The sequence below is a fragment of the Spirillospora sp. NPDC047418 genome, from assembly GCF_040643275.1.
In the GTDB taxonomy this organism is placed as follows: domain Bacteria; phylum Actinomycetota; class Actinomycetes; order Streptosporangiales; family Streptosporangiaceae; genus Spirillospora.
This window is the reverse complement of the sequence record NZ_JBEYTW010000063.1, coordinates 30950-50659: the sequence shown is the minus strand read 5'-3', so window position 1 is coordinate 50659 and position 19710 is coordinate 30950. Positions and strand designations below refer to the sequence as shown.

16 protein-coding genes are annotated in these 19710 nt (G+C 74.3%); 8 read left to right on the top strand and 8 right to left on the bottom strand.

Going from position 1 to position 19710, the window contains the following annotated elements:
- From ABZ806_RS30830 to ABZ806_RS30815, 4 genes are all read right to left on the bottom strand, one after another.
- Positions 1-2670, bottom strand: a 2670-nt coding sequence (locus ABZ806_RS30830; protein ID WP_500220937.1) for a PEP/pyruvate-binding domain-containing protein, incomplete at its 3' end; no start/stop codon positions are given.
- Between the two features lie 2 nt (positions 2671-2672).
- On the bottom strand, positions 2673-3296 hold the full coding sequence (locus ABZ806_RS30825) for a methyltransferase family protein (RefSeq protein WP_500220936.1): 624 nt from the start codon (positions 3294-3296) through the stop codon (positions 2673-2675).
- 17 nt (positions 3297-3313) lie between these two features.
- Entirely contained in the window at positions 3314-4114 is an 801-nt protein-coding gene (locus tag ABZ806_RS30820) for an AfsA-related hotdog domain-containing protein (RefSeq protein ID WP_500220935.1), read from the bottom strand.
- Positions 4115-4664: 550 nt separating this feature from the next.
- Positions 4665-6725 (bottom strand): catalase, encoded by a 2061-nt coding sequence (locus ABZ806_RS30815; protein WP_500220941.1) that lies wholly within the window; start codon positions 6723-6725, stop codon positions 4665-4667.
- A 323-nt stretch (positions 6726-7048) separates the two neighbouring features.
- On the opposite strand from ABZ806_RS30815, the gene ABZ806_RS30810 reads away from it, so the two are divergent.
- The 4 genes from ABZ806_RS30810 to ABZ806_RS30795 all read left to right on the top strand — a co-directional run bounded on the left by ABZ806_RS30810 (position 7049) and on the right by ABZ806_RS30795 (position 11202).
- Positions 7049-8299 (top strand): PucR family transcriptional regulator, encoded by a 1251-nt coding sequence (locus tag ABZ806_RS30810; protein WP_500220934.1) that lies wholly within the window; start codon positions 7049-7051, stop codon positions 8297-8299.
- Positions 8300-8428: 129 nt separating this feature from the next.
- Positions 8429-8785: a histone-like nucleoid-structuring protein Lsr2 gene (locus ABZ806_RS30805; RefSeq protein WP_163060795.1), complete on the top strand. Its 357-nt coding sequence runs from the start codon at positions 8429-8431 to the stop codon at positions 8783-8785.
- Between the two features lie 17 nt (positions 8786-8802).
- Positions 8803-9132: a histone-like nucleoid-structuring protein Lsr2 gene (locus tag ABZ806_RS30800; protein ID WP_500220933.1), complete on the top strand. Its 330-nt coding sequence runs from the start codon at positions 8803-8805 to the stop codon at positions 9130-9132.
- Between the two features lie 171 nt (positions 9133-9303).
- A complete protein-coding gene (locus tag ABZ806_RS30795; RefSeq protein WP_500220932.1) occupies positions 9304-11202 on the top strand; it encodes a CASTOR/POLLUX-related putative ion channel in 1899 nt (632 codons plus the stop codon).
- Here ABZ806_RS30795 and ABZ806_RS30790 read toward each other — a convergent pair.
- Positions 11180-12262, bottom strand: a complete 1083-nt coding sequence (locus tag ABZ806_RS30790; protein WP_500220931.1) for a hypothetical protein — start codon at positions 12260-12262, stop codon at positions 11180-11182. The two genes, ABZ806_RS30795 and ABZ806_RS30790, sit on opposite strands and share 23 nt — an antisense overlap.
- A 211-nt stretch (positions 12263-12473) precedes the next feature.
- On the opposite strand from ABZ806_RS30790, the gene ABZ806_RS30785 reads away from it, so the two are divergent.
- Genes ABZ806_RS30785 through ABZ806_RS30770 form a run of 4 tightly spaced genes read left to right on the top strand, consistent with a single transcriptional unit; the run spans position 12474 to position 15720 of the window.
- On the top strand, positions 12474-13808 hold the full coding sequence (locus ABZ806_RS30785; protein ID WP_500220930.1) for a hemolysin family protein: 1335 nt from the start codon (positions 12474-12476) through the stop codon (positions 13806-13808).
- Complete coding sequence (locus tag ABZ806_RS30780; protein WP_500220929.1) at positions 13805-14824, top strand: hemolysin family protein; 1020 nt, start codon at positions 13805-13807, stop codon at positions 14822-14824. Before ABZ806_RS30785 ends, ABZ806_RS30780 begins: the two co-directional genes overlap by 4 nt.
- Before the next feature lie 58 nt (positions 14825-14882).
- Positions 14883-15170, top strand: a complete 288-nt coding sequence (locus ABZ806_RS30775; RefSeq protein WP_500220928.1) for a helix-turn-helix domain-containing protein — start codon at positions 14883-14885, stop codon at positions 15168-15170.
- A gap of 4 nt (positions 15171-15174) precedes the next feature.
- A complete protein-coding gene (locus ABZ806_RS30770; RefSeq protein WP_500220927.1) occupies positions 15175-15720 on the top strand; it encodes a Clp protease N-terminal domain-containing protein in 546 nt (181 codons plus the stop codon).
- Here the strand turns inward: ABZ806_RS30770 and ABZ806_RS30765 are convergent, their stop codons facing one another.
- The 3 genes from ABZ806_RS30765 to ABZ806_RS30755 form a co-directional block, all read right to left on the bottom strand.
- Positions 15721-16215 (bottom strand): hypothetical protein, encoded by a 495-nt coding sequence (locus ABZ806_RS30765; protein WP_500220926.1) that lies wholly within the window; start codon positions 16213-16215, stop codon positions 15721-15723.
- Positions 16216-16306: 91 nt separating this feature from the next.
- Positions 16307-17155 carry a carbon-nitrogen hydrolase family protein gene (locus ABZ806_RS30760; RefSeq protein ID WP_500220925.1) on the bottom strand — a complete coding sequence of 283 codons (849 nt, stop codon included), beginning with the start codon at positions 17153-17155 and terminating at the stop codon, positions 16307-16309.
- A 26-nt stretch (positions 17156-17181) separates the two neighbouring features.
- On the bottom strand, positions 17182-19689 hold the full coding sequence (locus ABZ806_RS30755; protein ID WP_500220924.1) for a DEAD/DEAH box helicase: 2508 nt from the start codon (positions 19687-19689) through the stop codon (positions 17182-17184).
- Positions 19690-19710: the final 21 nt, after the last annotated feature.

Sequence of the window (19710 nt, the reverse complement as noted above, 5' to 3'; positions counted from 1 at the left end):
CCGCGCCCGCCAGTCCGGCCTGGTCATCACGCCCCGCGACGTCTTCCAGCACCAGACCGTCGAGGAACTCGCCGCGACCGCGACGCCGCCGACCGCGACCGCGGCCGGCACGCCGAGCAGCCGTCCGGTGACGGCGGTGTGCGAGAGCAGGGTGCCGCGCTCGACGACCAGGCCGGACGCGGCGATCATGAGGGAGAGCCAGCCGGGGTCGGTCTCCCTGGCGACGAGGATCCGGCCGGCGCAGTCGCCGGGCGGGACGCCGGGGTCGAGGACGACCTTGGCGCGGCCCCGGACGGTCCCGCCGCTGGACCCGAGCCCGCGCAGCACGTCCCCGCCCCGGTCCGCGGGGACGCCGGCCGGGCGGGCGCGGGCGAGGGCCGCCGCGACGGGACGCCCGGCGGGCAGCGACAGCAGCGCGGGCGGCGGCGGCGCGTCCCGGTGGCGGTCGCGCTCGGCGCGCCGCACCGCGGCGAGGCCGCGCAGCCCGCGCGGGCCGGAGCCGGGCAGGGTGCCGTCGAACGCTCCGAGGACCTCCTCCACGGTCAGGTCGAGGACGTCCCTCGGGTCGTCGAGGGCGCCCGCCTCCGCGAGGTCGGCGCCGAGCCGCCACAGGACCGCGCGGGACAGCCCGAACAGCTGGGTGCGGCAGAACCGGGTGTCCTCCCGGGTCCGGACGAGCCGGCGCATGACGGCCAGCAGCGCGGTCAGCACGGCGCGGCGGACCGGGCCGCGGCAGGCCGACCGCAGCCGCCGCCGCGCGTCGGCCGCCGCGCGCTCCTCGGCGGCGCGGCTGCCTGCGACCGTGGCGCCCTGCCGGACGAGCGGGACGAGCGCCTCCGCGAGCATCCAGGGCCGCTGCCGGGGCGTGGGCGCGTCGAGTTTGAGGTCGTGGACCGCGCGGTCGCCGTAGCGGCGCAGGTGGGCGCGGGCCTCGGCGGCCAGGTGCGAGCCGTACCGGCCCGCCGCGATGTCGTCCCACACCGCGCGCAGGCCGTCCTCGCCCGGGGGACCGGCGGGATCGGCGGCGAGCAGGGCGGCCTTCAGGTCCGGGATCGCGGCGGCGTGCTCGGCGAGGGCGATGGCGGCGCGGGCGGCGGCGAGCGAGCGGTTCTCGCGGCCGCCGCACAGCAGGGCTGCGAGCAGTTCGGGCCCGGCGTCCGCCCAGCGGCGCAGCAGCGCGGTCCCGGCGCGCAGCGCGAGCAGGCCGTAGACGCTGTTGGCGAGCGTGACGCCCCAGCGCACCGACGCCTCCGCCCACACCCGCCGGTACAGGGCGATCAGCTCGTCGGCCGGCCGTTCGGCGAGCGGCCGGGCCGCCGGGTCGTCGACCTGCGCCATCACGCCGTCCCACCAGCGCAGGAAGCGCGCGGCGGCCCGCGGGTGCCCGGCCGCGCGCCGGGCGAGCGCGGGCAGGGCCGCGGCGGCCCGGACCCGCGACCGGCGGCGCGCCGCGCGGGCGTCGCCGGTGATGCCCATGCTCTCCTCCCAGCCGGAGCGGATCAGGTCGAACACGGGCAGCCGGCCGTGCAGCTCCTGCCAGTCGTCCAGCCGGTAGTAGACGCGGCCGTCGAGGTGCCCGACCATGCGCGGCAGCCGGTGCGCGTCCACGCGGAGCCGCCGCGCGGGCACGCCCATCCGCCGGTACAGGTCGGTGAAGGCCAGCTCGTAGAACATGCGCGCCTGGGAGTAGGTGAGCGCGCCCGAGACACCCGGGAAACTCTCGGTGATGTTGTGGTTCCCCCAGTGGACGCGGGGTCCGTCGTCCCGCGCGCCCTCCGCGAGGGGTCTCGCCTGGAGGAGGTGCACGGCGCCGTCCGCGGTGAACGCGCCCTCGATGTCCTGCGGGCGGCCGAAGTGCTCCTCCACGCGGGCGGCCAGGCCGGCCACGTGCCGGGCCTCGTCGTCGGTCAGCACGGGGACGCCGCGGAGCCCCTCCGGCACCTCGGCCACGCGCGGGTCCGTCTCGCCGTCCGCGGGCGGGCCGACCATGCGCCGCTTGGGCACGACCTCGGCCCGGACGGTGCCCGTCACCGGATCGACGAAGAAGTGGTCGATGTCGGCCTTCTCCTGGACGACGCCCTCACCGATCCCGTACGCGGCGGCGATGATGTGATGCCGCGTCCCGTCACGGGGATCGCGGGTGAACGCGACGAACGAGCGGGTCCCCGGCACCATGCGCTGGACGCCCACCGCGACCCGCGCGGCGGTCGGGTCGAGGCCCTTGTGCGCGCGGTAGGCGACGGCACCGGCCTTGAAGGCCGACGCCCAGCAGCGCGCCACCGCCTCCAGCAGGCCGTCCCGCCGGACGTACAGGAAGCTGTCGCTCATCCCGGCGAACGGGTCGTCCGCGGAGTCCTCTCCCCCGCCTCCCCCGCCGTCGCGCCCCGGCACGGCGCACGCGCGCACGGCCGCCATGCCGCCGGGGCCGATGCGCTCGTCGAAGGCGTCCAGCAGCGCGGCGGCGAGGTCCCCGTCCGGGACGGCCTCCGCCAGCGCGGACGCCGCCGCGGCGCACCAGTCGGCGGCCGGCACCGCCTCGGCGGGCGGGAGGCGCAGCGCGCCGAGCGCCCGGTCGAACTCGCCCGCCGGCAGGCAGAACAGGACGGGGACGGGGAGCCCCGCCGCGCGCAGCGCGTCCAGCCGCGCGAACTTGTGCCCGATCTCGCCCATCGTCACCACACTCCCGGCAGCAGGCGCGGCCTTCCGGCGGCGTACTGCGCATAGCCCGGAACATCGAGGAGCGACCGTTCCTCCACCCGGATCCGCCAGGCCACGGCGCACGCCAGCAGGAGCAGCGCCGCGATGGTCACCGGATGAGGGAAGAACGCCGTGAAGCCGAGGTTGGCGAGCAGCATGCCCGCGTACGCCGGGTGCCGGACCGTCCCGTACGGCCCGCCCGTGACGACCCGGTGGCCGTCCTGCCGCGCCACGTGATGCGAGTAGAACCGGCCGAGCGCGCGGATCGACGCCCGCCGCAGCACGACGCCCGCGGCGAACACGGCGCAGGGGACGAGCAGCCACGGCGTCCAGCGGTCCCAGGGCGGGGGCCGCAGCGACGCGCCGGTGACCAGCAGGAGGCGGGCCAGTCCGTACGGGAGCAGCGTGCGGGTGTCGGCGGGCGGGGCGGGCGCGCGGCGGAAGGTGACCGGGGCCTCCAGGAGCAGCCAGCCGAGATAGGCCGCCAGCAGCACCGCCGCGAGCGTCCCCGCCGCGCCGTCCCGCCCCGCGTTCAGGACGATCCCGCAGGTCAGCACCCCGACGCCCAGCACGAGCAGGAGGCGCGGGGCGAGCGTCACGGACCTCATCGCGGCGTTCACCGCGCCCGGGTGCGCGCGTACTGCTCGGGGTCCACGGCGTACGCCTCGTAGGTGAGCGAGCCGAGATCGGCGGCAGTGCCGGCGTCCGCGAGCCGGGCGGCGCAGCGGGAGCGGCGCCCGGACGCGCGGGCGGTGAGCCAGCGCAGCACGAGCGGCACGTCGCGGCCGACGCGGTACGGGACGTCCAGCCGCAGCATCGCCCACAGCAGCGTCGCGTCCAGGGGGCGGCCGTGCTCCTCGTGCTCCAGCATCGTGGCGAACTGCCGCCCCGCCTCCACGATCTCCACGGGCCCGCGGGGCTCGCCGGGCCGCGCCCCCGCCGGCTGCAGGACCGCGCACTCGACCACTCCCGTGCCGCGCCGCACCGGCGCGCCGACCAGGACGTTGCCGGGGCGGTGCCGGTGCACGAGGCGGGCGGGCGCGGGCCGCGCCGGGGCCGGCGGGCGGGGTGCGGCGGGCGGCGCGGGGTCCCCGTCGGCGAACGCGATGGAGCCGCCGCACACCTCCCGGCCGGACTGCCGCGCGGCGACCGTCCAGGCGCGGTTGCGGCCGGGGACGGGGCGGCAGGACAGCGTGGTGCCGCGGTCCAGCTCGCAGAACCGGGTGAAGTCGAGCCCGGCGACGACCCGGGCCGGCGCCCGGCCGCCCGCCCGCAGCCCGTCGGCGCGGGCGGCCAGCTCCAGCAGGCCGCTGAACAGCAGCATGCCCGGCACGTGGTCGAGGGGGTGGTCGAAGTAGAAGGGGTCGGACTCGTCGACGACCAGCTCGCCGAATCGTTCGATAACGGACGCGGTCATGCGCGCTCCCTCCAATTACCGGCCCCGGGCTCCCCGGATCCGCCTGCCGGAAACCGGCATCGGGTGCCCTTCCGGGAAGGGCGGATAAGCCGACCGGACGGGCGTCATCCTGCTACAGAAATGCGCGTCGATGAACTGCACCCCTGGGCAGTCCGCGGTCCGCCGGGCTGCCCAGTCCGGCAACCGGGCGTCCCCGGGACGGCCGCCGCGCGGGGGCGTCGCGGGATGGAAACCGCATGTCAGCGTCCACTTGCAGGGCGGGGTGCGGCGGCCGGGAGGGCCGACCGCGCACGTCATCCGGCCGCAATGCGGACCGATAAGCGCGCGTTTCGGCGCGCCGGCCCGACCGTTTTAGCGTCCCGGTCGCACAAGATATATTTTCACAATTTCGTTCAAATTAGGACGGATACACCACGGCCTGTGAGGTTGCCCACAGATAATTGGCAGAATGCGGCCATGCGGCGGGGCCCGGTCCGGCGGCTCGCCTCGTCCGCCGGACCGGGCCCCGTCCCCGATCCGCCCCGCTCCCCCGGCGGGGCGCGTCCCGCCGTCAGGCGGGCACGTGCGCCTTGTCGCGCGTCCAGTGCCGGTGCGCCGCGACGGCCTCGATCAGCTTGGCGGGGAGCTCCGCCTGCGCGGACGCCCCCTCGCCGGTGACGACCCCGCCGTCGCTGACGACGTTCCCGTCGGCGAACTGCACGCTCGTGATCCCGGCCCGCTCCAGCAGCCCGATGCCGGCGTCGAGGGCGCCGACCGCCTTGCAGTGCACGAACGCCTCGGCGACGAAGTGCACGGCGTCGCCGTCCTGCGCGAGGGTCCGGACGCTCTCCTCGCCGCCCGGCACGACCACCGCGTCGTAGAGCACGGACGCGACGGTCGGCATGGCCCGGGTGACCTCGACCCGCCCGCCGCCGGCCGCCTCGACGTGGCCGTCCCTGGCGGCGAGGACCTCGCAGACCGCGCCCGCCCCGGTGAGCGCGTCCGCGACCGCGGTGACGGCGCCCGAGTCGACGCCGTCCGCGACCAGGACCGCGATCTTGCGGCCCTGGACGGAGTCGGCCGGCGTGTCGGCCTGGCTCAGCGCGGGCGAGACGCGGCCGTGGTTGGCGGTCACGGCCGCCTCGGGCGGCGCCACGCCGATGCCCTCGGCGACCCGGACGGCGAGGTCGTGGTCGACGTGGTTAAGGTGCGCGACGACGCCCTCCCGGACGTGCATGTGGTCGCACTTGCCGAGCTCGAACCGGAACGCGCCGACGATGTGCTCCTTCTCCCAGTCCGCCATGCTGTTCCAGAACAGCGTCGCCTGCGAGTAGTGGTCGGCGAAGCTCTCGCTCCGCTTGCGGATCTTGTGCCCGTCCACCCGCTCCCGGTAGTGGGTGAACGAGCCCGCGCCGCCGACCGCCGGGCAGCCGCCCGACAGCGAGTTCTTGTGGTAGCTCGCCTGCGCCGGGTGGACGTCCATCTGGTGGTAGCCGTCGCGGTGGTGGTTGCGGACCGGCGCGATCGGCCGGTTCACCGGGATCTGCGGGAAGTTCGGCCCGCCGAGCCGGATCAGCTGCGTGTCCAGGTAGGAGAACAGCCGCCCCTGCAGCAGCGGGTCGTCGGTGAAGTCGATGCCGGGCACGACGTTGCCGAGGTGGAAGGCGACCTGCTCGGTCTCGGCGAAGAAGTTCTCCGGGTTGCGGTCCAGCACCATCGTGCCGACCGGCCGCACCGGGACCTCCTCCTCCGGGATGATCTTGGTCGCGTCGAGCAGGTCGAACCCGAACTTGTGCTCGTCCTCCTCCGGCACCAGCTGGACCCCGAACTCGTACTCGGGGAAGTCGCCGCCGGCGATGCGGTCCCACAGGTCGCGCCGGTTGAAGTCGGGGTCCTTGCCGCCGATCTTCTGGGTCTCGTCCCAGGCGAGCGAGTGGGTGCCGAGCTTCGGCCTCCAGTGGAACTTCACGAACGTCCCGCGGCCCTCGGCGTCGACGAGGCGGAACGTGTGGACGCCGAACCCCTGCATCATCGCGTAGCTGCGCGGGATCGCCCGGTCCGACATGAGCCACATCATCATGTGCATGGTCTCGGGCTGGAGCTGGACGAAGTCCCACAGCGTGTCGTGCGCCGACTGCGCCTGCGGGATCTCGTTCATCGGCTCCGGCTTCACCGCGTGGACGAAATCGGGGAACTTGATGCCGTCCTGGATGAAGAACACCGGCATGTTGTTGCCGACGAGGTCGAAGTTGCCCTGCCGCGTGTAGAACTTCGTCGCGAAGCCCCGCACGTCGCGGACGGTGTCGGCCGAGCCGCGCGATCCGGCGACGGTGGAGAACCGCACGAACACCGGCGTCGTCAGCGAGGTGTCGGTGAGGAACTCGGCGGTGGTGTACTCGGCGAGCGACTCGTGCAGCGTGAAATGCCCGTACGCGCCCGAGCCGCGCGCGTGCACCACCCGCTCGGGAATCCGCTCGTGGTCGAAATGGGTGATCTTCTCGCGGAGATGGAAGTCCTCCAGCAGGGACGGGCCGCGCTCGCCCGCGGAAAGCGAGTTGTCGGTGTCGTCGACCCGGAGTCCGTGATCGGTGGTGAGCTCCGTTCCGTCCGGGCTCACCCGCCGGCCGGCCATCTGCTCCTGTTTCGGATCCTCGCGTCCGGCGGGATCGGCCATCATGCAACTCCCTCAACGGTGAATGGGCATGCCCGGCGGCTACCCCGCGCTCAAGCCGGTATGCGCTGTTTGACGGGAACTTGAGTCCGGTGGGGCGTTTCCGTTCCGCTCGCCGCCCGCTCCCCCCGGCGGAGAATCCTTGTCAGTGCGCTGACAAACGGCGCCCGACACGGTGAGGGCGGCTGAGTGTCGCGGACCGCGCGGCGCGCCTAGGTTGAGGCGACCGGGCCGCCCGACCGCCCGGGCGACGCTTTCGCGTAAGGCGATCGGGAGGTGGCACCGTGACCGCGGCGTACGAGGACGCGCACTCCGGATCACCGGTCCTGGAGGGCCTGACGGAGGAGCCGTGGCGGGACGTCCCGGCGGAGGAGGCCCGCTGGATGCGGCCCCGCCTGCCGGACCTGCTCGGCGTGATGGTGAAGGGCGTGCTGCGGCACGTCCCGGAGTACGACCGGCCGGGCGACGCGGCCTACTGGCGGGTCGCCGAGGCCGCCGTCGCGCACGCGATGGAGCACTTCGTGCACATGATCGCCGACCCGGACGCCTCGTGGAAGGAGGTGTACCAGGTCTTCTTCGACGTCGGCTACGGGGAGGCCGTCGAGGGCCGCAGCCTGGAGCACCTGCAGAACGCGATGCGCGTCGGGTCGCGGATCGCCTGGCGGCACCTCGCGGTCGAGGCCGAGCGGCTCGGCCGCCCCCGCGCGCTGATCAGCCTGCTCGCCGAGGCGAACTTCGCCTACCTGGACGCGCTGGCGTCCGCGGCGGCGCACGGCTACGCGCGGGCCCGGGAGAAGGCGGCCGGGGAGCGCGAGCAGCGCCGCGGCCGGCTGCTGTCGCTGCTGCTGTCGGACCCGCCGGCCCCGCCCGAGGTCGCCCGCGAGCAGTCCGCGCGGGCCGGCTGGCCGCTGCCGCGGCGCCTCGCGGTGATCGTGCTGCGGCCGCGGCCGGGCAGCGGCGGCGAGGGCCCGGCCGGGCTGCCGCCGTCCCTGCTGAGCGGGCTGGACCACGGCCGCCCCTGCCTGGTCATGCCCGACCCCGACGGCCCCGGGCGGATCGAGGAGCTGACCGCGACGCTCGCCGGCTGGACCGGCGCGGTCGGCCCGTCGGTCCCGGTGGAGCAGGCCGGGACGTCGCTGCTGTGGGCGCGGCGCGCGCTCGACCTCGCGCCCGCCGCGCCGGCCGGCCGCGGCGCGCGGCGCGGCGGGGCGCTGGTCCGCGCCGAGGAGCACCTGCCGAGCCTGCTGCTGCGCGAGGGCGGGACGCTCGCCGCGATCGTCGCGGCCCGGCGGCTGGCCCCGCTGGACGCGGCCGGGGCGCGGCAGGGCGCGCGGCTCGCGGTGACGCTGCTGGAGTGCATGAAGCACGGCTTCAACGCCACCGGCGCCGCCGAGGTCCTGTGCGTGCACCCGCAGACCGTCCGCTACCGGCTGGGGCAGCTGCACGAGATGTTCGACTTCGACATCGAGGACCCGGAGATCCGGCTGGAGATGATGCTGCTCCTGCACACCTGGATCCAGCGCCACGGCGGCTGATCCCGGCACGCCCTCTGCCCTGCGTCTCCCCTGTGTCCCGTCCATGGACGTCCCGGAATCCGCTACGGTCGGGTTCGCCGCGCAGGCGAGGGGCGCCGCGCCGGCCAGGGGAAGGAAGACACAGAGCACATGGCCGAGAAGGTCATTCGCGTGGACGACATCGACGGCTCCGAAGGCGACGACGTCGTAAAGCGAGACTTCGAAGTCTTGGGTCGGACGTTCACGATCGACTTGAGCGATGACAACTACAAGCGGCTGAACGAGATGCTGGACGCGCTCGCGCCCTTCATCGAGAACGCCGTCGAGGTGAAGGCCGCCGGGAAGGGCCGCAAGTCCCGCACCGCGAAGATCAAGGGCTACACGAACGGCGATGTCCGCGAGTGGGCATTGCGTCAGGACATCGAAGTCTCCGAACGTGGCAAGATATCGGATGAGGTCTATGCTGCATTCATCGAGGCACATCCGGACGCCAAGCCGGACGCATAGCTAGAGGGAGTCCCCGCATGGCACAGAAGGTCGAAGTCCTTCTCGTGGACGACATCGACGGCGGAGAGGCTGACGAGACCGTCAGCTTTTCCCTCGATGGCACCGCATATGAGATCGACCTGAGCAAGAAGAACGCCGCCAAGCTGCGCAACGGCCTGGAGCCGTTCGTGGCGAGCGCCCGCAAGGCGCGCAAGCCCGTCGGCCGCACCGGCCGCGGGTCGCGCACCGCCGGCAGCCGCGAGCGCTCCGCCGAGATTCGCGAGTGGGCGAAGAACCGCGGCATCAAGGTCAATGAGCGGGGGCGTATCCCCGCCAATGTGATCGAGCAGTACGAGGCCGCGCACTAGCGGTCGCGCGGCCGGCGGCGTTCCGGCACGGCACCGAGGGGCCGGGGTGGAATTCTCACACCCCGGCCCCTTACGTGCGCACCGGGCAAATCGCTTTTAGGGGATAATGCCCGGTAATGGGGTGAGGCACCGCAATAGCGGCGGCGGGCAACGGCGAGGAGGGCGGGCCGGTTGGCACCTGTGAGGCGGCGGGACCGGATGCGGTACTGGTTCGACCGGACGATGTCGAAAGGGACGCCCGCGCTCATCGGCTGGCTCGGCCTCGCCTCGGTGGCGCTGGTGGTCGTGGTGGCGTCCGCGGCCGTCCTGCTCGCGCCGCGCGACAGCGAGGAGAACGGCCACTGGCCCGGCATGGTGTGGCGCAGCCTGCTGCGCACGCTGGACCCGGGGACGATGGGCGACGACACCGGCACGGGGCCGTTCCTCGCGCTGATGCTGGTCTCCACCATCGGCGGGATCTTCATCGTCAGCTCGCTGATCGGCGTGCTCACCACCGGCCTGGAGGCCAAGATCGGGGAGCTGCGCAAGGGCCGGTCGCGGATCGTCGAGCACGGCCACACCGTCCTGCTCGGCTGGTCCGACCAGGTCTTCACCGTGGTCGGCGAGCTGGTCGAGGCCAACCAGAGCAGGCGCCGCTCGTGCGTGGCGATCCTCGCCGACCGCGACAAGGTCGAGATGGAGGACGCGATCCGCGCCCGGGTCGGCGACCTCGGCCGCACCCGGATCGTGTGCCGCACCGGCGACCCGCTGAAGGTCGCCGACGTGGAGCTGGTCAGCCCCGGCACCGCGCGGTCCATCCTCATCGTGACGCCGGAGCTGGCCGACGCCGACACCCGCGTCATCAAGGTGCTGCTGGCGCTCGGCGCCCGCAACTGGGGCGAGCACGGCCCGCACGTCGTCGCCGCGGTGCACGACTCGGCGAACCTGCCCGCCGCCCGGCTGGCCGGCGGGGAGCGCGCGCACGTCATCGACGCCGACGACGTCGCGATCCGGCTGATCGTGCAGTCGCACCGCCAGTCGGGCCTCTCGCAGGTCTGCACCGAGCTGCTCGACTTCGTCGGCCACGAGTTCTACATGCGGCCCGAGCCGTCCCTGGCGGGCCGGCCGTTCGGGGAGTCGCTGTCGGCCTACGACCTCGGCGTCCCCGGCGGGCTGCGGCGCGCCGACGGGGCCGTGCTGCTCAACCCGCCGATGGACACCGTGCTGCGCGCCGACGACGAGGTCATCATCCTGGCCGAGGACGATCTGCTGATCAGGCTCGCGGGCGGCCAGGCCCCGCCCGTCCGGGAGGAGGCGATCAGCACGGCGGTCGCGCGGGAGCCGGTGCCCGAGCGGACGCTGGTGCTCGGCTGGAACCACCGCGCCCCGAAGATCATCGAGCTGCTGGACGAGTTCCTCGCCGCCGGGTCGGAGCTGGTGGTGGCCGCGCCGCGCGAGGACCCCACCACCGGTCTCCCGCCTCCCGCCAACCTCAAGATCGACTTCGTCCGGGCGGAGCCGACCGAGCGGCCGTCCCTGGAGTCCCTCGACGTGGGGACGTACCAGAAGGTCATCGTGCTGTCGGACGCCGGCCACGATGCCGACCACGCCGACGCCCGCACCCTGGTCACGCTGCTGCACCTGCGCGACATGGAGGACGCCCTGACCAGCCCGGGGGCGCCCCTGGGCGACCCGTTCGCGATCGTCAGCGAGATCAACGACGACGCCAACCGGGAGATCGCGCAGGTCACCAAGGCCGACGACTTCATCGTCAGCGAGAAGCTGATCAGCCTCATGCTGACCCAGCTGAGCGAGAACCGGCACCTGTACGACGTGTTCGTGGACCTGCTCGACCCGGCCGGCTCGGAGATCTACCTCAAGCCCGCCGGCGACTACCTGGTGCCCGGCGCGGAGGCGAACTTCGCGACGCTGATCGAGTCGGCGCGGCGGCGCGGGGAGGTGGCGCTCGGCTACCGGCTGACCGCGCGGTTCCACGAACCGCCCGGCTACGGCGTGGTCCTCAACCCGGACAAGGCGGCGCCGCTCACGCTGGCGGCCGACGACCGCGTCATCGTGCTCGCCGAGAACTGACCCCCGGCCCGGCCGACGGCGGGGCCGACGGCGGGGCGGACGGCGGGGCGGACGGCGGGGCGGACGGCGGGGCGAGGCCCCGGCCGGCCCGCAGCGCGCTCGTCACGCACGCGCGCAGGGCGGTCTCGGCGCGCCGCGCGTCCTCGGCCAGGGCGTGGATCTCCGCGCCGGCCGGCTCGTCCCCGGCGGTGCTCGCCAGCAGGTCCCGGTAGCGGGCGTTCTGCTCGGGCAGGGCCTGCACCACCAGCGACTCGTGGTAGGCGTCGCCGACCTCGCCGGCGCGCCGGGCGTACGCCTCCAGCGCCTCGACGCGCCCGGTGACCGAGCGGACCGACAGCTCCAGCGCGCGGTCCTGCGGCTCCAGCAGCGCCCGGACGCGCGGCGAGAGCCGCTCGGGCCGCTGGGCGGCGCGCTCGCGGCGCAGCCGGGTGTGCTCGGCGAGGGCGCTCGCGATCGACCACTCCTGCCGGGGCAGCACGACGGTGTTGTTGACGTCGTCCAGCAGCCCGGCGCCGTGCGCCCGCGACCCGAGGACGGCGTCGACGGCCCGCTGCGCGCGGACGAGCAGCCCCGCGGCGGGCCGGTCGAAGTCCGCGGGCAGCAGGTAGCGGCCGTGGTGCTCGCGGGCGGCGCGGGCGGCGGCGGGCTCCCGTACGTGCCGCAGCGCGCCGAGCACCCAGCCGGTGAAGCTCACCGCGGCCAGGACCGCGGCGGCCCCGACCTGGCCGAGCAGCACCAGCAGGATCTGCACGGCGGGGGTGAGCATCATCGCGAGGACGGGCAGCCGGCCCCACCGCGCCGCGCCGCCGACCAGCTCGTCCTCGTCCAGCGAGCCGAGCAGGCAGAGCCGCAGCCAGCCGCCGGGCAGGACGCCGTAGAAGACCGCGAAGGCGGGGATCCACAGCAGCCGCGCGAGGACGGTGGCGGGGCGCAGCCGCGGCGCCGGGGGCGCCGGCGCGCACGCCGCGGCGAGCCGTCCGGGCGCCGCCGCCAGCAGCGCGCGGTCGCCGCCGCCGAGGGCGGGATCGAACACCGGACGGGGACGGTGCTGCTCGTTCATCGCCTGCTCCCCACCGCGTCATGACCCACGGCCCCCGGCGCCCCCTCGCGCCGGTGGCCGCGGCCGCGTTGTGGCCGTGCCTGGGTTCATTCCACGCAGAGCGGTCGATAACCGTGCCGGAATCGCGAGAGACACCGTCCCGCCGGGGTAAGCAGGATCGTGAACGGCGGGCCCGGTGCGGACCGCCGGGGGCGCGGCGGAGGGAGTGCGGGTGAACGGCGCGCTGGGGCTGCTGGCCGTCCTGGTGCTGACGGCCGCGACCGGCTACTTCGTGGCGCAGGAGTTCGCGTTCGTCACCGCGGACCGGCCCGCCCTCGACCAGCGGGCGGCCGAGGGCGACCGGGCGGCGGCGCGGGCGGTGCGGGTGATGGGGCGGCTGTCGTTCATGCTGTCCGGCGCCCAGCTCGGGATCACGGTCACCGCGCTGGTCGTGGGCTTCATCGCGAAGCCGGCGCTGGCCGACCTGCTGGACCCGGCGGTGCGCGCCGCCGGCGTCCCGGACGCGGCGGCCGCCGGCGTGGCGGTCGCGGCCGGGTTCGTCCTCGCCACCGTGGTCCAGATGGTGCTGGGCGAGCTGTTCCCCAAGAACTTCGCGCTGGCCAGGGCCGAGTCGCTGGCCGGCGCGCTGGCCGGCTCCACCCTGGTCTACCTGGCGGTGGCGGGGCCGCTGATCAGGCTGTTCGACGCGTCCGCGAACCGCCTCGTCCGCGCGGTCGGCATCGAACCGGTGGAGGAGCTGCACCACGGCGCGACGCTGGAGGAGCTCGGGCACATCATCGGCGAGTCCGGTGAGCAGCTGCCGGAAGGGCAGGTCGACCTGCTGGAACGCGCCCTGGTCTTCGCCGAGCGCGACGCGGCGGAGGTGATGGTGCCCCGGGTGGACGTGGTGACCGTGCCGGCGTCCGCGCGCGCCGCCGAGCTGAGCGACGTCGTCTCGGCGAGCGGGCACACCCGCTATCCCGTGCTCGGCGCGGGCGTGGACGACGTCGTCGGCGTCGTCGGGCTGGCGGAGCTGATCACGCTGGACCCGGCGCGGGCCGGGCGGACGGCGGTCGGCGAGATCGCCCGGCCGCCGCTGCTGCTCCCGTCCTCGCTGCCGCTGCCGGACGTGGTGCGCCGGCTGCGCGGCGCCGGCGAGCCGATGGCCTGCGTGGTGGACGAGTACGGCGGCTTCGCCGGCATCGTCACCTGGGAGGACGTCGCCGAGGAGCTGGTCGGCGAGATCGCCGACGAGAACGAGCCGGGCGAGGAGCTCGCGATCCGCAGCGGCGAGTGGTGGACGACCGACGCCGGGCTGCGGATGGACGAGGTCGCCCACGAGACCGGCGTCCGGCTGCCCGACGGCGACTACGAGACCGTGGCGGGGCTGCTGCTGAAGCGGCTCGGCCGGGTCGCGCGGCCCGGCGACGTGGTGCGCGTCGACATCCCCCCGGAACGGCTGGACGAGCCGCCCCGCACGGCCGTGATCGAGGTCCTGACGATCCACCGGCACGTGCCCGAGCTGATCCGCGTCCGCACCGTCGAGACCGCCCGGGAGGACACGTGAGCCCCGCTCTCGGCGCGCTCGTCACGCTGGCGCTGCTGGCCGGCAACGGCTTCTTCGTCGCCACCGAGTTCGCCCTGGTCGCGGCGCGGCGGCCGCGGCTGGAGCGCGCCGCGGCGCGCGGCGGGCGGGCCGCGGGCGCCGCCGTCGCCGGGATCGACGAGCTGTCGCTGACGCTCGCGGGCGCGCAGCTCGGCATCACGATGTGCTCGCTCGGCCTCGGCCTCGTGTCCGAGCCGGTGTTCGCGGGGGCGCTGACCCCGCTGTTCCACTCCGCCGGGCTGCCCGGCGGGGCGGCGCACGCGGTCGCGTTCGTGCTGGCCCTGGCGCTGGTGACGTTCCTGCACATGGTCGTCGGCGAGATGGCGCCGAAGTCGTGGGCGATCGCCGACCCGGAGCGCTCCGCGACCGTGCTCGCGCTGCCGTTCCGCGCGTTCGCGACCGTCTCCCGCCCGGTGCTGGCGGCCCTGAACGGCGCGACGAACCTGCTGCTGCGCGCCGTGGGCGTCCGGCCCGCCGAGTCGCGGGAGGTGGCGCGCACCCCGGAGCAGCTGCGCAGCATCGCGCAGGAGTCGCGGCGGCTCGGGCTGATCGACGAGAACGAGCTGACGCTGCTCACCACCGCGCTGGACGCGCCGCGCGCCCCGCTGGCCGGCCTCGTCGTCCCGGTCCCCGACATCGTGTCGGTGCCGGCGGCGGCGTCCCCGCAGGAGGTCGTCGACACGGCCGCCCGCACCGGGCACACCCGGCTCATGCTGCGCGGCGCGGCCCGGCCGGGCACCGCCCGCATGGTGCACGTCCGCGACGCCTACCTGGCGCGGGCGCGGGGCGCCGCGAGCCCGGCCGGGGAGCTGGCGCACCCGGTCCCGGCGATGCCGGTCGGCACCCCGGTCGGCGAGGCCGTCGCGATCCTGAAGTCGCACCACAGCCACCTGGGGCTGGCCATCGCCCCGGACGGCGGCATCGCCGGGCTGGTCAGCCTGGACGACCTGCTCACCACGCTGCTGACCGTCCGCTGAGTCCCGAACAGTGTCAATGTTGGTTGACATGGCGACGACGTCAACCTACATTGACAGCATGAGCGATGGAGTGAAGCTCGCCCAGGAGGCGAGCAGCCGGGATCCGGCGGTGGGTCTGCGGGCCGTGCGCGCCCTGCGCGAGCTGGCCGAGCGGCTGGAGGCGCTGCAGGTCGCCGGCGCCCGCGACCAGGGCTGGTCCTGGCAGGAGATCGCGGTCTGCCTCGGCGTGAGCCGGCAGGCCGTCCACAAGAAGCACGGCGGCGGGCGCCGCATCTCACTCCCGACGAAGTCGGGCGGGGGGCGTGGGGGGTCGTCCCCCCTCGGAACGACACAGAAGGAGCAGTAGCGAGATGTTCGAGCGTTTCACCGAGAGCGCGCGGAGTGCGGTCACCGGCGCCCAGGCGGAGGCGCGGGAGCTGGGCGCGCCCTTCATCGGCACCGAGCACCTGCTGATCGCCGTCCTGGCGGGCGGCGACGCCGCGGCGCGGACCCTGGGCGAGCACGGGCTGGCGGCGGCCGACCTGCGCGCCCGCCTGGCCGCCATGGGCCGGACGCCGCTCGACGCCGAGGCGCTGAAGAGCATCGGCATCGACCTGGACGCCGTCCGCGAGGCCACGGAGCAGAGCTTCGGCGAGGGCGCCCTGGACTCCCCGGCGGACTCCCGGCGCGCCGGGCGGGGGCACATCCCGTTCACCCCGAGGGCGAAGAAGTCGCTGGAGCTCAGCCTGCGGCACGCGATCCGCCTCAAGCAGAAGCACATCGCGAGCGGGCACATCCTGCTCGGCGTGCTGCACGACAAGGAGTTCATGGCGGTACGGCTGGTGACCGAGGCGGGAGTGGACGCCGGCGATCTGCGCGCCGGCATCGAGCGACTGCTCATCTTCGAGGCCGCCTGATCAGCGCCCGAACTGGTCGGTGAGGACGGCGGCGCAGGCCCGCCTGCGGAAGGCATCGTGCGGGAAGCGCCGCCGGCACTCCGCGGTGATCCAGGCCGGGGACGCGGGGCGTGCGGTGCGCGGCTTGTGCTTCGCGGGCGGGCGGGGGCCCGGCCCGCGCGGGACGGCCGGGCGCCGATGCGCGGGCGTCCGTACGGAGGGCGGGCGACGGGGTGTCCGCCGCTTCGAACGCGCGGCGGACGCCACGCCCTTCGGCTCGGACCGTTCCGTGGACGGCGCGGGCGGGTTCGCGGACGGTGACGGCGTCGCGGCGTCCGGCGTGACTACGCGGGCGGGCGCCGTCCGCGCCGTCCCGTAGCCGACGGCGAGGACCACCCCGGCGGCCAGGGCGAGGGCCAGCACGGGCAGGAGCGGCAGCCGGAGCACAAGGCGCCGGGGCGGTCTGGGCTCGGCGCGGGTGAATCCGGCGGGCGGCAGGCTGGAGGAGAGGCGCACACCCCGATCGTCACGCTCGGCACCCGCTCGGACACGGAGAATGTCCGACCGTTGCCACCTTGATACACAGGCCGGCCCGGCCGGCGCGGGTCTAGTCGGCCTGGGCGACGGTGAAGCGGCGCAGGCGGAGCGACGGGTTCTTCTCCCGGACGGCGGCGACCCGCTCGGGCGAGACCTCCCCGCACGCGATGCCCGGCCCCTCCCCCAGCCCCGCGACGACGACGCCCATCGGGTCGACGATCATGCTGTTGCCGGCGCCCGTCGGGGCGCACTGGTCGGCCGCCGCCACGTAGATCGTGTTCTCGATCGCGCGGGCCCGGACCAGCGTCCGCCAGTGGTCCTCCTTGAGCGGGCCCGGCACCCATTCGGCGGGCAGCGCCAGCACGTCGGCGCCCGCGTCCACGATCCGCCGCGTCACCTCGGGGAACCGGATGTCGTAGCAGGTCTGCATGCCGAACGTGACGCCGCCGGCGGTGAACGTGTCCGGGGTGCCGATCTCCCCCGCCTGGACGATGTCGGACTCCCGGTACCCGAACGCGTCGTACAGGTGGAGCTTGCGGTACTCGGCGACGATCTCCCCGGTGGGGCTCACGGCGATGAGCGTGTTGGAGATGCGAGGCCCCGAGCGGAGCTCGTCCATTGATTGGCGGCGGGCGGGGGGACCGTCGGGGTCGTCCCGCCGCTCGTTCATCCCGGCGACGATGTGCACGCCGTGCCGCCGGGCGAGGTCGCCGAGCCCGCCCGTGAACGGGCCGTCCAGCGGCTCGGCCGAGTCGACGAACCGGCCGTCCATCCGCGGCGCGGTGAACATGGCGAACTCGGGGAACACCACGACCTGCGCGCCGCGCGCCGCCGCGGCCCCGGCGAGGTCGCCGATCGCCGCGAGGTTCTCGTCCTTGTTGACGCCGGGCGCGAACTGCGCGACCGCGACCTGCACCATCTGCCGCCTCCCCTGCCTCTGGCCGGCTACATCCGGTCGACGCCGGTCACCCGGATCACGGCCTCGCCCTCCTGGTCGGAGCCGGCGAGGTCGACCTCGGCGGTCACCCCCCAGTCGTGGTGCCCCTCCGGGTCGTCGAACACCTGCCGGACCCGCCACAGCGCGTCCTCCGGGACCTCCTCGATCTGCAGCAGCTTCGGCCCGCGCGCGTCGGGGCCGGTGAGCAGCTCCTCGTGCTCGGCGAAGTAGCCGTCCATGGCGTCTTCCCAGGCAGCGGCGCCGAAATCGGGATCCAGGTCGCCCAGGTCGCGGTACCGCTCCAGCGCGGCCATCTCCACCCGCCGGAACATCGCGTTGCGGACCAGCACCCGGAACGCCCGCGGGTTCGCGGTCACCCGGGTGACCCGCTCCTCGATCGGCTCGTCGACGCCCTCGTCGGAGGGGTTCGCGAGCTGCTCCCACTCGTCCAGCAGGCTGGAGTCGACCTGCCGGACCAGCTCGCCCAGCCACTCGATCAGGTCGATCAGGTCGTCGGTCTTGATCGACTCCGGGACGGTCTGCTGCAGCGCCTTGTACGCCCCCGACAGGTACCGCAGGACGAGTCCCTCGGTCCGCGCCAGCTCGTAGTACCCGATGTACTCGGTGAACGTCATCGCCCGCTCGTACATGTCGCGGACGATCGACTTGGGGCGCAGCGGATGGTCGCCGACCCACGGGTGCCCGGCCCGGTAGATCTCGTAGGCGGCGTCGAGCTCGTCCTCCAGCGGCTTCGGATGATCGACGTCCTGGAGCAGCTCCATCCGCTCCTCGTACTCGATGCCCTCGGCCTTCATCTCCTGGACGGCCTCGCCCCGCGCCCGGTTGACCTGCGCCGCGAGGATCTGCCGGGGGTCCTCCAGCGTCGCCTCGATCACCGACAGGACGTCCAGCGCGTAGGACGGCGACGCCGGGTCGAGCACCTCGAACGCCGCCAGCGCGAACGTCGACAGCGCCTGGTTGAGCGCGAAGTCCTCCTGCAGGTCGACGGTGATCCGCGCGTACCGGCCGAGGTCGTCGGGCTCCGGCAGCACCTCCACGACGCCGCCCGCGAGCAGCGACCGGTAGATGGCGATCGCCCGCGAGATGTGCCGCCGCCGCGCCGCGGGCTCCTCGTGGTTGTCGGTCAGCAGCCGCTTCATCGCCTGGAACGCGTTGCCCGGCCGCGCGATCACCGACAGCAGCATCGCGTGGCTGACCTGGAACCGGGACCGGAGCAGCTCCGGCTCGGCCTCCTGCAGCTTGGCGAAGACGTCCTCGTCCCAGCCGACGAACCCCTCGGGCGGCTTCTTGCGCTGCACCTTCCGCCGCTTCTTCGGGTCGTCGCCGGCCTTGGCGAGCGCCTTCTCGTTCTCCACCACGTGCTCGGGCGCCTGCGCGACCACGAACCCGACGGTGTCGAACCCGGCCCGCCCGGCCCGCCCGGCGATCTGGTGGAACTCCCGCGCCCGCAGCCGCCGCACCCGGTGCCCGTCGTACTTGCTCAGCGCGGTGAAGACGACGGTCCTGATCGGGACGTTCACCCCGACGCCCAGGGTGTCGGTCCCGCAGATGACCTTGAGCAGACCGGCCTGCGCGAGCCGCTCCACCAGCCGCCGGTACTTGGGCAGCATCCCCGCGTGGTGCACCCCGATGCCGTGCCGGACGAACCGCGAGAGGTTGCGCCCGAACTTCGTGGTGAACCGGAAGTTGCCGATCAGGTCCGCGATCCGCGCCTTCTCCGCCTTCGTGCAGACGTTGATGCTCATCAGCGACTGGGCCCGCTCGATCGCCGCCGCCTGGGTGAAGTGCACCAGGTAGATCGGCGCCTTCTGCTCGGCCAGCAGCTCCTCGATCGTCTCGTGCAGCGGCGTCACCCGGTAGTCGTAGATCAGCGGGACGGGCCGCTCCGCCGACGTCACCAGCGCGGTCGGCCGCCCCGTCCGCCGCGCGAGGTCCTTCTGGAAGAACCCGACGTCCCCCAGGGTGGCCGACATCAGCAGGAACTGGACCTGCGGCAGCTCCAGCAGGGGGATCTGCCACGCCCACCCCCGCTCGGGCTCGGCGTAGAAGTGGAACTCGTCCATCACCACGACGCCGATGTCGGCGTCGGCCCCGTCCCGCAGCGCGATGTTCGCGAGCACCTCCGCCGTGCAGCAGACGATGGGCGCGTCCGCGTTCACGCTCGCGTCGCCGGTCATCATCCCGACGTTGTCGCGCCCGAACATCTCGCACAGGTCGAAGAACTTCTCCGACACCAGCGCCTTGATCGGCGCCGTGTAGAAACCGACCTGGTCCTTTCCGAGCGCCGCGAACAGCGCCCCCGCCGCGACCAGGCTCTTTCCGGACCCGGTCGGCGTGGAAAGGATCACGTTCGCACCGGAGACCACCTCGATGAGCGCTTCCTCCTGCGCGGGATACAGCGTGATCCCGCGCCCCGACACCCACCGCTCGAACCCCTCGAACAGCGAATCGGCGTCGGCGTCATTTCCGGAGGGAAGCTCATCGATAAGACTCACTCCTCCATCCTGCCCCTTCTC

What these genes read in the sequence shown, in the direction of transcription:
- ABZ806_RS30820 (WP_500220935.1), bottom strand. Translation starts at nt 4,114, where the DNA reads ATGACCGCGTCCGTTATCGAACGATTCGGCGAGCTGGTCGTCGACGAG.
- ABZ806_RS30815 (WP_500220941.1), bottom strand. Translation starts at nt 6,725, where the DNA reads ATGGCCGGCCGGCGGGTGAGCCCGGACGGAACGGAGCTCACCACCGAT.
- ABZ806_RS30805 (WP_163060795.1), top strand. Translation starts at nt 8,429, where the DNA reads ATGGCCGAGAAGGTCATTCGCGTGGACGACATCGACGGCTCCGAAGGC.
- ABZ806_RS30800 (WP_500220933.1), top strand. Translation starts at nt 8,803, where the DNA reads ATGGCACAGAAGGTCGAAGTCCTTCTCGTGGACGACATCGACGGCGGA.
- ABZ806_RS30790 (WP_500220931.1), bottom strand. Translation starts at nt 12,262, where the DNA reads ATGAACGAGCAGCACCGTCCCCGTCCGGTGTTCGATCCCGCCCTCGGC.
- ABZ806_RS30775 (WP_500220928.1), top strand. Translation starts at nt 14,883, where the DNA reads ATGAGCGATGGAGTGAAGCTCGCCCAGGAGGCGAGCAGCCGGGATCCG.
- ABZ806_RS30770 (WP_500220927.1), top strand. Translation starts at nt 15,175, where the DNA reads ATGTTCGAGCGTTTCACCGAGAGCGCGCGGAGTGCGGTCACCGGCGCC.
- ABZ806_RS30760 (WP_500220925.1), bottom strand. Translation starts at nt 17,155, where the DNA reads ATGGTGCAGGTCGCGGTCGCGCAGTTCGCGCCCGGCGTCAACAAGGAC.